Origin of the sequence: Glutamicibacter ardleyensis (assembly GCF_014644555.1) — a bacterium.
GTDB classification, from domain to species: domain Bacteria; phylum Actinomycetota; class Actinomycetes; order Actinomycetales; family Micrococcaceae; genus Glutamicibacter; species Glutamicibacter bergerei.
In genome coordinates, this window is the sequence record NZ_BMKX01000004.1 from 1 (window position 1) to 14800 (window position 14800).

At 47.8% G+C, this 14800-nt stretch carries 8 protein-coding genes and 3 pseudogenes; 3 read left to right on the forward strand and 8 right to left on the reverse strand.

Annotated features, from left to right (window positions below; all coding sequences use genetic code 11):
• The first annotated feature begins 40 nt into the window (after positions 1 to 40).
• The gene (locus tag IEX04_RS19135; RefSeq protein WP_382344667.1) at positions 41 to 259 is read left to right on the forward strand and encodes a DUF6270 domain-containing protein; all 219 of its coding nucleotides are present in this window, start codon (positions 41 to 43) and stop codon (positions 257 to 259) included.
• Between the two features lie 503 nt (positions 260 to 762).
• On the opposite strand, the gene IEX04_RS09325 is transcribed toward IEX04_RS19135, so the two are convergent.
• Both IEX04_RS09325 and IEX04_RS09330 read right to left on the reverse strand, forming a co-directional pair.
• Positions 763 to 1506: an ATP-binding protein gene (locus tag IEX04_RS09325; RefSeq protein ID WP_188685282.1), complete on the reverse strand. Its 744-nt coding sequence runs from the start codon at positions 1504 to 1506 to the stop codon at positions 763 to 765.
• Positions 1503 to 1706: pseudogene (locus IEX04_RS09330) on the reverse strand (IS21 family transposase); the annotation flags it as partial. The gene IEX04_RS09325 and the pseudogene IEX04_RS09330, both read right to left, overlap by 4 nt.
• 121 nt (positions 1707 to 1827) lie before the next feature.
• Here IEX04_RS09330 and IEX04_RS09335 point away from each other — a divergent pair.
• Positions 1828 to 3264, forward strand: a complete 1437-nt coding sequence (locus IEX04_RS09335; RefSeq protein ID WP_188685284.1) for an IS1380 family transposase — start codon at positions 1828 to 1830, stop codon at positions 3262 to 3264.
• A 171-nt stretch (positions 3265 to 3435) separates the two neighbouring features.
• Here IEX04_RS09335 and istA read toward each other — a convergent pair.
• Positions 3436 to 4521: pseudogene (gene istA, locus IEX04_RS09340) on the reverse strand (IS21 family transposase); the annotation flags it as partial.
• Between the two features lie 597 nt (positions 4522 to 5118).
• On the opposite strand from istA, the pseudogene IEX04_RS09345 reads away from it, so the two are divergent.
• Positions 5119 to 6521: pseudogene (locus IEX04_RS09345) on the forward strand (integrase core domain-containing protein).
• 752 nt (positions 6522 to 7273) lie between these two features.
• On the opposite strand, the gene IEX04_RS09350 reads toward IEX04_RS09345, so the two are convergent.
• Genes IEX04_RS09350 through IEX04_RS09370 form a run of 5 tightly spaced genes read right to left on the reverse strand, consistent with a single transcriptional unit; the run spans position 7274 to position 14376 of the window.
• Entirely contained in the window at positions 7274 to 9403 is a 2130-nt protein-coding gene (locus IEX04_RS09350) for a glycosyltransferase family protein (protein WP_188685286.1), read from the reverse strand.
• A gap of 6 nt (positions 9404 to 9409) precedes the next feature.
• On the reverse strand, positions 9410 to 9865 hold the full coding sequence (locus IEX04_RS09355; protein ID WP_188685288.1) for a hypothetical protein: 456 nt from the start codon (positions 9863 to 9865) through the stop codon (positions 9410 to 9412).
• 38 nt (positions 9866 to 9903) lie between these two features.
• Positions 9904 to 10758: an FkbM family methyltransferase gene (locus tag IEX04_RS09360; RefSeq protein WP_188685290.1), complete on the reverse strand. Its 855-nt coding sequence runs from the start codon at positions 10756 to 10758 to the stop codon at positions 9904 to 9906.
• Complete coding sequence (locus tag IEX04_RS09365; protein ID WP_188685292.1) at positions 10745 to 11515, reverse strand: DUF6270 domain-containing protein; 771 nt, start codon at positions 11513 to 11515, stop codon at positions 10745 to 10747. The genes IEX04_RS09360 and IEX04_RS09365 overlap by 14 nt, the downstream gene beginning before the upstream one ends.
• A gap of 44 nt (positions 11516 to 11559) precedes the next feature.
• Entirely contained in the window at positions 11560 to 14376 is a 2817-nt protein-coding gene (locus IEX04_RS09370; protein WP_188685294.1) for a glycosyltransferase, read from the reverse strand.
• Positions 14377 to 14800 lie beyond the last annotated feature (424 nt).

Consider the following 14800-nt stretch of genomic DNA (forward strand, 5'->3'; position numbering starts at 1 on the left):
GGGTGTTTGACTACAAGATCTGACTGGCTGGTGACCGTTTTTGAAAAATCAGAGCCATACTTACTATGCAATATTAGAAGAGTATTTTAGCGATAGAATTATCTACGTTCCAAGGAATCTTTGCGTAACTACCAGGGCGCATCAGTGGGGCATTGCACCATTTCATTATGCGGAAAATTTCTACAATTATGTCACTGATTTTATCGTTTCCAGAGAATGTGATGATTCCAATAAAATCATTCAAAAACACTTCCGGTAGAGTCTAAAGTTACAGTGTCATGCTCTATTCAGAAATGATCATATCGTGTGAAAATTTTCTCAAACAAAGGCACTCTATAAGAAGGAAATTTTCATCCTAAATTCTTCATATTTGAATCGAATTATGTTTATGTATGTTGCCGAATAGTGCGATCCGGTACCGCTATTCCGGAGATTTGGTGTGAAATCTCGGTACATCGCTAATGGTATTGGCAGGCCTGGGACCCGCTGGCAAGATAAATTGCACCCATTAAATCGTGTCTCATCACTACATTGTCTTCACTGGAATGTGGATGGTTTTTCAACGACTTCTCAGGTTTGGCGGTGGCACTAATCCAGCCTCTTGATATGGCTTCATAGAAGCTTCCCAGCGGGCTTCTGTACATCAGTGAATATTCGTAGGTCTGGGTACGACTAGATATTGCCGATGGGGACCACGAGTATTACCGTTGGGAGCCAGTGATCTCTCGGAAGGGAACCACTGGACCCCAACATCATTCCTGGTTAAGAAGAGCTCAACTGTTCACGCATGTTGTACGTCCCGGTCTCGAACCACGTAGTGTTTTGAATGATCCGATCCATGATCGCGTCTGCATGAAGCCCGGAGCCGAGCCGCTGATGCCAATCCTTCTTCGGATACTGTGTGCAGAACACCGTCGATGAAGTTCCATAACGGCGTTCCATCAGCTCCAGAAGCATTCGAAGGAAATCGCCATCAGGACGATCCAACAACCAATCATCAATGACCAGCAGTGTGTACGACCCGTATTTCTTCAAGAATTTCGAAGCGCCCAACGGCTTGTCCTGAGCTTGAACCCATTCTTCTTCAAAGTCCGGCATCAGCACGTAAAAAGTACGAATCTGATGACGGCACGCCTGCTTAGCCAACGCGCACACCAGATAGGACTTCCCTGAGCCCGTGAAGCCTTGGAAAACCACGTTATGGTTCTGGGCGATGAAACCGCAACTGCCCAACGAAGCCAAAGTGGTTTGGTCTAGGCCACGCTCTTCGACGAAATCCAAGGTCCGCAGGTCAGCATCGGGGTAACGAAGCTTGGACCGCCGAACCAGCCCTCCCACTTGTCCCGTGGTGTAGGCCGAATGTGCTTCGTCCACGGCCATCCGCATCCGCTCATTGAACCTCAGGCTCATGCTCAATGACTCGTCCTGTGCTTCGACCGCATGCAGCAATTCAACCGCACCCATCTCGCGCAGCTTTCTTTTGGTCTCCAGATCCAAACCGCTCATCGCTGTCCTCCGGCGTAGTAAGCGCTACCACGGACGTAGCCACCAGAATCGGCAACAACAGGGACTTCAGCAATGAGGTTCTTGTCCCGCCCAGTCTTCAAGATCGGCTCCAAATGAGCGTATCGCGGCGAGTGGGTAGCACTTTCCAAAGCGATTCTGCGTGCTGCTTCCAACCTTCCTGAAGTGTACTTACGGCTTAACCCGGGTATTTCATGAAGGCCGGTAGTCATTAACTGACTTAAAAGATGAAAAGGTGATCTGAACTGGGAAAATGGGAGTGTCTAAGCTTCCAAAATATCCGTTCGAAGGATCACCTTTTCTGTGAACCATTCTACCCAAGTTTTCCCTGCCATCCCGACCCAACTCACCGGCCAAACCTTGGTCTCTCACGCAGGGTTGTCGGTGCTGACCAGTTTCCTGAACGCCTTGGACTTCCGCAGGCTCTGCGAGGACCGATTCAGCCAGTTCGTGCCAGCCTCCGCGACGCACCGTCCAGGAAAAATCCTCGGAGCACTGGCTCTATCGTTGGCGGCTGGCGGTGAACAAGCCACAGATATTGACCAGCTGCGCACCGCACCAGAACTCTTCGGTCCTGTAGCGTCGGATGCCACGGTTAGCCGGTTCATAGGCCGTGTCAAAGATCAGCCGGAGGCTTTCTCCTACGGGTTCGCCACCATGACCCGGAGTCTGCGTTCCAAGGTTTGGGCGGCGGCCGGGCCCCGGAATCCAGCCCGGCTGGCTACGGCAGCCAATCCGCTGATTATCGACCTCGACGCCGCGTTGGTTCATGTTCATTCCGAGAAAGAATCCAGCGCAGGGACGTATAAAGGCGGATACGGCTTTTCACCGATGATCGCCATGGCCGATTATGGCAAAGCCCACGGCACCGGAGAAGTCCTCGCCGTGCAGTTGCGCCCGGGAAACCGGGGCGCGAACTGCGCAAAATCCCATATCGAGGTGCTCGGCCAAGCATTGGCTCAGTTGCCTGATGATTTCTATGACGAGCACGGAAACCTGGTCGGTGAGAAGATCCTGGTCCGTACCGATAGTGCTGGGTCGTCCCGGGAGTTCTTGCACCACCTGGATTCGTTGGGGGTCCAGTTCTCCACCTCGTATTCGCTGCCGGTCATCAAGGAGCGGTTCGTCCGTTGGATTGATCAGAAGAAGTACTGGGAACCAGCACTCACTTCTGACGGGCAGGAACGTGATGATGCGTGGGTGATTGATGCGACGAAGGTTTTGGAGCTGAAGGACTACCCGCCAGGAACAAGGATTTATTTGCGCGCTGAGCCTTTGCATCCCGGGGCGAAAGCGAATTTGTTCGATACTGACGGGAACCGGGTGACGGCGTTCTTGACCAATGCTCCGCGGTTCAATGTGGCGTTCCTCGATGCCCGGCACCGGGCGCGTGGTCGGTGCGAGAATCGGATTAAAACGTTCAAGAGCACGGGGTTGGGCAAGCTGCCGTATTGGTCTTTTGCTGCTAATCAGGCGTGGGCTGACCTGGCGATGTTCGCGGTGAATTTGGTGTCTTGGCTGCAGCTGGCCGTGTTGCCTGGTGGTCATGAGGCTTCGGTGTGGGATTTGAAGCGGTGGCGGTACCGGTTGTTTTCGATGGCGGGGAAAGTTGTTTCTGGTGGTCGGCAGCGCCGGCTGTTAATCTCGGCAAGAGCACCAGAAGCGCGGCTGTTACGCCAACTGAACGAGGGTGTTGACGTGTTGTTCCAGCGGTGGCGGCACGGCCAGCTGGCTGCCTGAAATGGTGGTTTCTTTGTTTCTCTGGTTTGAAAGATCTTTATAGTCCAGGTGGTGGAGCTTGGCATTCAGCGTCGATGGTTCAGGCGCTCTTTGGCGTGGGTGGAATCAGAAACGGCCGCCGGGAATCCTGGGTATCGGATTTCGGCGGCCGTCAGATAGCTGATGAAAAATCTGGGTTAACCGCAGCACCGCTAATGCAGGGTTGATCCCTTGTTCCTGATCCTGGACTGCAGCAAAAATCCGGTCAACCACTTCCAAAGTCTGCACTCCACACCGTTGTCCCCACGTCCGCACTCGCTGCGGATCCCATTGAGTCAAGCGGTGTTCTGCCGGGATATCCGAATCATTCGTTTGGTGCTGGTTCACACTCTGCGCGGGCAGCAGCACATGGCTACCCAACCGCTGATGTCCTTGAAGATTTCCAGCACCGTGTCAGTGACGCGCAAGTCCACGCTGGCCCCGAGATAGGCGACCGGAACCGAATAATAGTTCCGCTTGTACGAGACGTAGCTGTTCTTCGCGACTTTGCGCCCGTAAACCCAGGTGCTGATGACATATGGCACGGTCGGCGAGGGATGCAGCAGAGGCTGCTCTTGTTCGTGGAACACGCTGGTACGCGAGCCAGCACGCTTCTGAAAAGGCTGCGCGTTGTAGGCGTGGACCCGTTCGCGGATTGCCTGGCGTAATTCGTTCAAGCTGGTATAGGTGCTGTGCCGCAAACCGGCGATGACCCAGGTAGCGATATGGCCAACCGTGTTCTCTACGCTGGCTTTGTCTTTCGGCTTGCGTACCCGCCCTGGCAGCACAGCAGTACTGTAGTGCGCCGCCATGTGCCGGTAGGCATCGTTGATGCACGATCTCACCATCGTTTGGATGGCGGGTCACGCCTGTTTTCAGGTTGTCCGGCACGATCCGCGGGACGTTGCCTGTGAAGGTTTCGAACATGCTCACGTGCGCTCTGAGCCAGGAATCCTGGTTCATGTTCAAGGTTGCTTCGACGAAAGCGTACCGGCTGAACGGCAAGCAAGCGACGAACAAGTACACCTTTGAAGGTACCCCGGTCAGCGGATCTGTGCGTGTCATGGTCGGTCCTGACCAGTCCACTTCCACGCTCATCCCCGCTTTGTGTTCGACGCGGGAAGCAACATTGGACTCCAGCACAAAGCGTTGGTATCTCTTGCAGAAACGGTCGTAGCCCATCGTGGGAGTATCAGGCCGGCGGTGCTGGTCAACGTATTCGCTGTGGAGAAGCTTGAGTGCAGAATAGTGCTTGAAGGTACCGCTCTTCTGACTACTTGAAACTGCTGTTCTGGCTACCGGGTACCGCAGGTCTCAGCAACGATTCCGTTGTGGCTCGCTCCGTCGGGATATGGACTTGGGCCAACCTACTGCAGCCCGTCCGACAGGAATAAAAGATCTTGGCGTGTTCCTCGGTGCAAAGTCCGCCGTGCGGGCTGTGCCTGCCTTGAATGTGTAGATGGGTGCCATTGTATACGTACCAACCGTATATTGAGTTGCGCATTACGCTGACGTGCCATTCGAGGGCACGCACCTTGCTTGTCGTTCGAGCTCATGAGACTTGTGCTCCACAAGGTAATGCTGGTCGACTCGTTGGCCACCTAATGGCGTTAGGTCGGTGCATTCGTCTTTGATAATTAGTGGGTTGAGGTTAACCTGGGCGGCGGTACCGTCTAATCGGAATCGTGATACCAAGTCGTAAGAATTCATCGGTACTCGGTTGTAAGAATGTCCTGTCTCAAGACTTTGTGGACACACGATCTCATGACATCGTGGACACGATGTCTCACCACTTCGTGGACATTTGCGACGTGACTTTCTGGCACGCTCATTTCCATGCCTAACGCACTCTCTACACGCCTGTGCGCGATGATCATCAGTTTCGATCCGACACAGCCCGATGCCCTGACGATCAGCGAATTCTGCAAGACCCAGAAAATCTCGCGAAGCATCTTCTACCGCCTCCGCGAACGATCCACCCTAGAATCGGCCGGGGCGCTCCACCCGCGCTCCAGAGCCCCGAAACTACCAGCCAGACGCTACGGTCCCGAAGTAATCAACGAACTGGTCAGGATCCGTAAAGAACTCAAAAGAGACGGCTGGGACTACGGACCGAAAACATCCATTACGAAGCGACCATCCTGGATGAATTTCCCTGCGGACAGATCCCGTCCGTGGCAACCATTGCGCGGCTGCTGGCCAGTGTCGGGCATGTTGAACGCAGCCCGCGCAAGCGCCCTAAATCCTCCTACGTCCCCTTCGTGCGCTCCACCGCCATGGCGCTGTGGCAACTCGACGCATTCGAGTACAGAACCCTCTCTGATCAGGTGGTGACCGTCTACCAGCTCATCGATGACGCGACGCGATTCGATGTGGGCTCCAGCGCGTACGCTCGCCACGAGAACAGCGGCGATGCGCAACAAGTGCTCGCCCACGCCATTATTGTATACGGGCCACCCAAGGAAGTCCTCAGCGATAACTCCAAGGCATTCACCCAGCTTCGCGGCGGAACCATCGGCATCGTGGAGGCCTACTTAGCTTCTCAGGGAAGCATGCCGATCACAGGACTACCGGGCAGACCGATCACTCAGGGCAAGAATGAACGTTCGCACCAGACCCTTCAGCAGATCCTCAAAGCCAACAAACCCCAAAATCTTGCTGACGTGCAGAAACTGCTCCGCCGCTACCGTGAGCATTGCAACCAGCGCCGTCCACATCAGTCCTTGAATCAGGCAACGCCGCAGAAGGCCTGGGAGCTGTTGGAAGCCAAAGCTGCTGAATACCTGATGAAGCGCCGTATCAGCAGCTCGGCCGTGGAACGCGCTGACCTTGTCATTTCGAAAACCGGCAACATCCTGAACAAGCTCACGGACCGGCACGTGCCTGATATGGACCGGGAAAGTCATCAGTTGCTGGTGCGAGTCAATAAAGACAACTGCCAAGCTTATTATCGGGGCAAGCAGATCTCACTGCCGCAGACCTATGCCGACCGACAGTTCCTGAGGACCATCACCGAAGACGAATTCATTTTGTCGTATCCTGATACCGCGGAAGTGGTGTTGAGCTTCCCGTTGCCCATGGTGGCATTGCGTGTTCATCAGCGGTTTGTGTCCTCGTACTCGATCAGAGGAATTCAGTTGGCGAACCCAACCAAGCAGTGGAGCCGGAAGGCCGCCGAATACCAGGCCCAGTATGTAGCGCGGGAAGAAGACATGCCCGAGGTCTTTGATTATCGTTAGTCAGCTGTTGCCGGCGGCTTCGAATGGGAGCCGTCGGTAGCTGTGTACAAAGTATTGAGATCGGTTGTCCACGAAGTGATGAGTTTCAGTGTCTACGAAGTCACGAGGTTTCACATCCTTTCGGCGCACACCCGCTACCAACTACTTCTGCTGAAGAATTGATGCTCATCTGACTGTCGTGTTCGCTGCGATGGCGATTGGCCGGCATTTGCAGGAGCTCTCCGGGATGAGCTTGAAACGGATTATCACCGATTTGAGGGGTGTTCGTTCGGCGAAAATCCAAGTCAATAATGATTATGTGGTGATCCCTGCTGACGTTTCTGAGGAGATCCGAGTTCTGTTGACGCGACTCAAAGGTGGTTAAAAGTACTTACTAAGGCATTGGCACGAAACAGGTCGTATTCGATCAGAGGGATTCAGATGGCGCTGACGACGCTTCAATGGGAGAAGAAGGTGGAGCGATACCGTGTCTTGCTCCAGACGCAAGAAGAACAGATCCCCACGATCTTCTGCCATCAATGATCGTTCGTCAGCTACCAACAGATCATGACTGTTGGTAGCTGTGTACGAAGTATTGAGATTCAGTATCCACAATGAAACGAGATTACACACATGGTTGCAAGAACGGCGGTACCCTCACGTCCTATTTGGCAACAGTCGGTGTGACTATTACAATTACAAATCAATTTGCATGTCACAGTATCTCAGGCAAACTTACATCTGACATTACTTGGCGATACGGAGGTAATCTGTCAGCCAAATAACACTTCAGAGATCATTTCCGTTACATTCCTAACATCGTATTTAGATGCGTAAGTTTTCGCTTGTGACGATAGTTCAGCGAAACGATCTAACGAAAGATTCGAAGCATGCACGTAACTAGAAATATGTTCAATACTAGAGAAGATATTATCTCGAGGAAAAATTTCAGATGCTCCGGCTCTATCCCAAATAAGAGGAATAGCGCCTGACGCCATACCTTCCATTGGAGCCAAATGGAAAGATTCCCTGACGCTTGGCGATAGAATCCAGCCCACTCTTCGGAACCAATGCCCCATATCAGGTCCATGCTCCGAAAAAGCGACGGCTCCTCGAAGTAAAGGATCACTCGTGATGCGGCGGTAAAAACTCAGATATGAGTCGTGAAGGTCGATATCATCCCACAACCATTGGAACTCAAAAGGATGCCTACTCTTAATGTGCAATGTATAGCGCGTGTCCACAGATCTAAGCGAAGCCAACAAATCCAGTGCCCGGTCCGCACGCTTAATCATTGGGACGATGCCAACTAGTCCCAGATTAAATCTTGAATCGCTATATTTAGGTCGATCAAAATCGATTGAATCTACCGCATTTCCTATTACAAGGCACTTATCGAAAGGAATTGCAAACTTCTCAATAGCTTCATCCCTAAGTAACTCAGATACAAAAATCCACTTGTCAACATTCTCGAATAAAGTTCCGTCAATCCACGGACCTCGAACTTCGTACCCATGCATACGTACAACAAGCTTTTGATAAGGTAATTTATTCTTCGAATACCAAACTAGATTTCTGGACGCGAATTCGCACCAAATTACATCTTTATCACGTAAAGCTTCACGAGAACGGGCAACATCATGGACGTGCTGCGCAGTCCATTCATCTTCAAAGATATCGACGGTTCCCAATGAACGAATTTCATTAATAATTTGTTTAGAAAACTTAAAATCATGTCCAGCCAATAATAACTTAGTTCTATGCACATCATTCATTTGAGGAACTGACCCACCCTGGACCATATTGAAGGCTCGAACTACTCCGTACCGACTGAAGTCCACATCTGGATGAAATTTTGGACCATCCGTGCTCCCCACGAACGGCCAAACTAGAATCTTACCGATACTCGAAACATTGTCCATTTCCAACTCGGTTCGCAGCATTTCGTTGGATACTATCAATCGTTTATCCAAGGAAAAGAAAATTTCTTTCCGCGCTTCGTCTAAGTTCCTAAATTCCGAGATGTTGGATTCATTTATCCATAAGAAGGAAAAGCGCTTCATTTCAAAATGCTGAAAGCAGTAATTAGCGATTGGCAAGGATTCAACGACTAAAATCTGAGCGTCGACTTCGCTCACGAGTTTTTTCAGTTTATAAATAGACGATCTGACACTCTTAGCATATTCATCCTCAGAATAAATAATCTCATTAGGGTTCTCACCATTAGAGGAGTCAGAAATACTGATATGTCCGGCGGTGTTGTCAAGCATCGGCATGAGTCGCGCCGGCAGGCAGGCGATATTATGATCCTCAACGATTACGCGTTTATAATCCGAAATGGATCGACTGAAAATAATCATTCGGTGTTCGGAAGACCGCCATGAGAGGTAATTCGCCGCGTTGCGCCCCTGCAAGTTAATCAACTTATGAGCTATTAATTCGTTTGGGTAGAATACACGATCGGCAGTTTCAGATGCCATCGACTTCAGATGCACGCTGTTTTTTGTATCAACAATAACTGCTGCGGAATTCGTAATAGTATGAAGAATATAGTTCTCAGAAAATACTTTTTTATCGAGAAGTATCTCATCATTTTTAGTGATGACAGTAATGATTTTACCGTGCATTGACGCGTTGCCCAACAGTGCCCGAGACAAGGATATACCCGGAACAACTAGAAAATCATATTGCGTGCTATCGATAGATTTATAGAGCTCCCAGGCCAACTTGCGCTCTTTAGAGAATGCCTTATCTAATAACTCGCTGCTTTGCGAAAGATCACCTAAAAGGTCTTTGTCTTTAGTTTCTATTAAATTACCATCCCTTTCTAAGGATATTATAAAATCCTCAAGAGATTCATCGAAAGAAGTTATACCTTTTGATAATAAATTTAGTATTTTCATTATATCCTACACTGTATTGTTTAGGGATCTCGAGAAATTATGGACTATCTCGTAAACCTGTGAGCGACGCGGTTTCCCTTCAACGCGTTCAAAAAAATGCTGGTTAGGAAAAATATCTTTCGATAAAGTAAACAATATTGAATCGAGAGAGAATTTATCGCGAATTACAATTATGCGACCCATTTTTAATTCACCATAAGTACGAATTGCCTCTAAATCAGGGCTCATCGATCGTCCCTCATGGCTCCCCATCCAAACGCCTGAACTGGTTTTAGAAGCTTGAACAACTACATAGTCAGGTCTAATTTCTTCTAAGAAACAAGAGACGGTACCCGGAATCAGATCAAAAACATGGTATTCGTTACTTAACAATCGTATGAGATGAGATTCGCAGATAACGGCGATAATGAGTTTATTAGAATTCTCAGCATTTAAGGTAGGAGATACACCTAATAAATCCACTAAAATATTATGTTCCTTCGTTGGAGGTCTATTCCTTGTCAATCCGATTCCTTTCGGTCAATCTCCACAATATTTTTGATATCCTTTAGGGTTTCGCGCGTTTCGCTCATGAACTGTCGAAACTGTGTCTGTTCTGACCAAATTTTGCGAACTCTCAGATTCATACGTTCGAGCGCGTCCTCATAGTAGTTCACCCTCGAATAATTACCACTACCAGTCCATTCTTTCGGTAGGAATAGATGGGTTGCGGAGTAATTAAATATCTCTGTACGAGAATATCCGTAGTCTGCTAATATGTTCTCAACCTGATGATAGTCCTCGTCGCTAATTGCTTCGCAAACAACGATTGGTCGATCAATCGTCAGCAGCTGGCCAGCGCCCTTCAACACATCAGCTTCCATACCCTCGACATCGATTTTTAAGAGCTTAACTGCCGCATTAAAGCTACTTATAAAGCTATCTAACGTGCGTACAATAATTTCTCCTTCGCCGACAGTTCCGAGTCGTGTGGCGCCTAAGTTGCCCTCATCTACGGAAGTGACCTTGGCGAAACCGGCCGTACGACCCACCGCGCAATTACGTGCCGAGATAGACGTTAGTAATTTATTGGCCTTAATATTCTTCAACAGGAGCTGAAAGGAAGTCGGATAAGGTTCGAATGCTATGACATTACAGTCCCTTGTACCAGCGAAGAAAATTGAATGATTTCCAATGTTCGCGCCGACATCAATGACCAAATCATTGTGGTTAATAAATGGTTTTATCGCGTTCAATAATTCAATTTCATAGAATGTTTTCCCCATTCCCACTTGCCTGGCAATGTGATCCTTTGGCGAATGGAACTCTAGACTATAATTCTTTTCATCATAAGAGAACGATTTAACTGATTCCATCGGTAGTCCCTAATTTTCTGAATATAATTTTGTCCGTAAGATATTTATAGAAGCCCCCTGTATAAGTGAACGGAGAAGCTCCGAATTGGTGCTCACGTGACGTGAGGCAAAGGTTTTTCGGAACATAGATCATATTGCTACTGAAATGTTCTTCCAGAACCCCGTAATATTGTGGGTACAACGAGTTCATGATCTCCGGGTCAAGTCGACTATTCCCAAATGGATGACTTTCACCTTCCCTGCTTTCACTCGTCCAATAATTACAGATGATAAATAACTTCTCCGATAATTTTTCTTGATGGATAAATAATGAAAATTTTTCTATTGCTTTGCGGTATTCATTCACATGATCTTCTTCACCAAATTTTAGGAGTCGAAAGTCATTCGGGCCATCTTGAAGCAAACGCGATTCTGTTAGCAGACTGCTGTTAGTCACTGCTTGTCTGATGTTGTTGGTCCAGGTACCATCACGTTCATCAACCAAATCCATCAAAAGACAGTCAATTCTTTCTGTCTGCGAACGCAGCTCTGCGGGTAATGATGAGTTGATGTCGGAGACGAGCAACTTCCGTTGTTTTTCAGTCCTCAAGTTAGCAATAGAATGCTCTATATCGGTGCCAGCTGCGCCAGGTTCACTAAAGGCACTAATGACAGACTGTCGCATGACAGATCCGATTTCCTCAAAACCAACATCAACCAACGCCGAAGCAGTGTCTCTTGCAACTGGACCGCCATATACGAAAAGATTGCCTGTCAATGAGGGCCTCTCAGTAGAATCATTAAATATACTGTAGCGTTGTGCTATGAGATTTCGGAAGTGCTCTCCAGGATCTTATGGATCCTGTTCAAGAAAGATGCCGCTGAAAAGTTGTCTCTTACGAATGCCAATGACCTAGAAATCTGCTCATTCCGTTTAGTAGTGTCGGTCCAGTATTTCTCGACAATTTGTTTAACGTCAGCAGGTTCAGCATAGATCGCTGCGTCCTTGAAGAGAGCCTCCATGTATCCTGGTAGAACAACGATGCACCCTGCAGCCATGGCTTCAACGATTGACATTCCGAAAGACTCTACGAGATCGGGATGATGCATATAAACCCAAAAATCAACGTTGATCAAAAATTCCTCAGGAGACTGCTCACCGAATTCAAGTACCTTAACGGTCGGCATACTTGAAAATTGAATTATTTCTTTAACCGAACCGGCCCCTCCCAAGACCAAAGTGTCGAAAATACCTGGCTGCACGTACGCCGCTTCAATATCGTTTCGGTTTTCAGGCCATTTGAGCTGATGGTCACGCGAATGACGACCAACAATCGGACGTGAATTCTTATTTTTGTTAGAATGCGCAAACAGTTCAGTATCGATGAATCCAGTCCAGTCTATCTGCGCAGTTTCAGCTGTCGGATCCAAGGCCAAAAGTAGCTTTCTTGTCTGTGGCGATTCTGGATATAAAACAGCATTTGTTCCAAACGTTTTCGAAGCATTCTTTAAGCAATCCCTGATGTCATAGCAAAAATTCTTACCGTTAGCTGACATAGGGGCTGTGTTTGCAATGACAGCAACATGGGAAACGTGTATTGAAGTCGTGAAGTTATCGAGAAATTGGAGCACGGTGGGGTTTCGTATAACTAACAAGTCTGTCTCGAAAGTATCAGTCAGAGATAGCACCGGCACGCTATGTTCCGAAATAATCGTATGAACTCTGTCGTTAAACACATGATTTGCTCGTAGTACAGGCGAAGCGACATGCACAACAGCGACATTAAGACCTGCTTTTGCTGTCGCATCTATCTCTTCTGCTATTAGCGAAGAGTTTCCACCTGGAAATCTGTAATCAGTAAGAAATACTACGTCAAACTTTTCATGTCTATCGTGTCTTCTCCCAGCGCGCATGTTTGCCGGAACTTGATAATGCCTATGTTTAGGATCAAGGGACTCCGTAGCTGATTCCGTGCTCGAATCGTTTTCGACTAGCTTTCTGTGCCAGTTGCCATAAAGCAGGCCAAATGATTGACGCGCAAAGTCCAGAGCCCCGCGTCGGATTTCTCCTGAAGTCAAAGAGCCAGTTCGCGCTCGCATGAATGACAGGGGGGCAGTTTGAACGAATGCAATTTTGTTCTTGGTCAGAAGTTGGACTCGATCATGGAATTCGGCGTCTGCAGCACGATTAATGTCGTCCCAACCGCCGCAGTCCTCGACCATATTTTTTCGAAACATCATCGAAGAATAGTTTTTTTGGTTAAAACTAGGGTTGTCATTAATTCGCAAGAATTGGTCTTGATCATCAATTCTTGTTTGGAATGACATGTTCCCGGGAAGATCTTCGTTATTTATCAATTGATTAACTTGGAGCTCAATCTTTTGCGGGTGCGACCAATCGTCATCGTCATGGACAGTCACAAATTCGCCTTTGGCTTGTGCGAAAGCGAAGTTTCTAACCCTATAAGCGCCTTGGTTGCTCTCCATCCGAAAAGTTTTGATGCGATTGTCACGGAGAGCGAACTCAGTAAGATAATTCCAATGTTCTTCTTCACTATGGTCATCGACAATAATTAACTCTAAATTCGTCCATGACTGCCTAAGTACTGAATTTATTGCAGTTTTGATCCAAGCAGATCCGTTATGCGTGGGCATCAATACTGAGACTAAGGGTCCCTCATCAACGCTCTTCGCGTGCACTGATAATCTATCCAGTAGTATTTCGTTATTGTCATGATTATCGAGTGATAAGGGTGCGAGTTTATCTTCAAGATATAACTCGTTTAAATTGTTCAACCATTTTTGTTCGTCTTTATGTAGGATCATGTCCATATTGCATTGCAACAGCACATCCTGCACTTTGTCCGTATCGGCAAAATTAAACAGTTCACGAAGTTTAAGTCCACGATCAAAGTCTTGAAGTTCTTGGATCGTTTCAATGAATAGATATCTTGCCCGTACGTCGATTCGACCAGGTCCAAATAGAGCGAGAGCAAATTCGTAAATTGCCACTGCATCCGCTTTATCACTTGGCAAAAGGTTTTGATCGGTGAGCACGCGTGCAAGGCTCAGCAAAGATCGAATGTTCCAATCTTTTGCTACTTGAATTGCATTTCGATCGAAGAGATTTTCTCTGAATCCTCTAACTATAATGAGTAGCTCTTCCAAAGATAGATTAAGATTCGATGCCGCCAAGGCTATAGCTTGTCTCGACTCTAAACTTCCTTGATTTAGTGCAATTCTCTCAATAATTCGGATATCTTTGTGATGCAATGACCCAAAGTAAGAGTTTGGCGTCAGTCTAAATGTTCCCGAGAAAACGGGACTGGGCGTTCCTACTTTAGCTACGCGTGCTAACTCATTGTTTTTGTAGTTAGATAAAGAATTTGATTCAATTTCTTTTTCTTTTATTTCGAATTCTAATTTCGCCTCGTTTATGGAATCTTCAAATGACGCTTGGAGCGCTGCCTCGTGGTCCCTTTGATCTCTTAATATACTTTTCGTATTATCTTCAATTTCCGCGCATCTATCCTCTAGTTCCTTGTACTCTGCAAGTAGGATGCGTAACTTTTGTTTTTGAGCTTCAAGATCTCCTTTAAAAGAGCGAGTGAAATGTAATTCATTTTCCAGTTCAGACATCTTTTGTCGAAGTTCATTATCGATCGAATTATGGTTATTTGACAAGAGTGACTCTTACCTTTCGCTTCCTGGCGGATATTCTTGTTTCATTATAACCATTGACTTGGTCCTCCTCTTGAATTATTGAGCCATGTCTTTTTGTAGATCTCGCGCGCATGGCATCCTCGTCATAGGTCTTGCTAGGTCAGTTTCATCAGAGAGCCCCATTATTACTATTTATAGAATCAAATCGTGTTTCCAGGCCAGATTTAGTCGTTGCATCTTTAAACGATATATTCAAGAAGTTTGCTCATCCGCAAAGCCTTCACCGTCTTTTCTCAATTTTAAGAAGATTTATGTGACTCTTCAGGAAGGAAAATGTAACCGCTTGAACCCAAACCCCGGACAGGCCCTTAAGTCGCGAACAAGTTGATGCAGGGCGTCT

What these genes read in the sequence shown, in the direction of transcription:
- IEX04_RS09325 (WP_188685282.1), bottom strand. Translation starts at nt 1,506, where the DNA reads ATGAGCGGTTTGGATCTGGAGACCAAAAGAAAGCTGCGCGAGATGGGT.
- IEX04_RS09350 (WP_188685286.1), bottom strand. Translation starts at nt 9,403, where the DNA reads ATGAAAATACTAAATTTATTATCAAAAGGTATAACTTCTTTCGATGAA.
- IEX04_RS09360 (WP_188685290.1), bottom strand. Translation starts at nt 10,758, where the DNA reads ATGGAATCAGTTAAATCGTTCTCTTATGATGAAAAGAATTATAGTCTA.
- IEX04_RS09370 (WP_188685294.1), bottom strand. Translation starts at nt 14,376, where the DNA reads ATGTCTGAACTGGAAAATGAATTACATTTCACTCGCTCTTTTAAAGGA.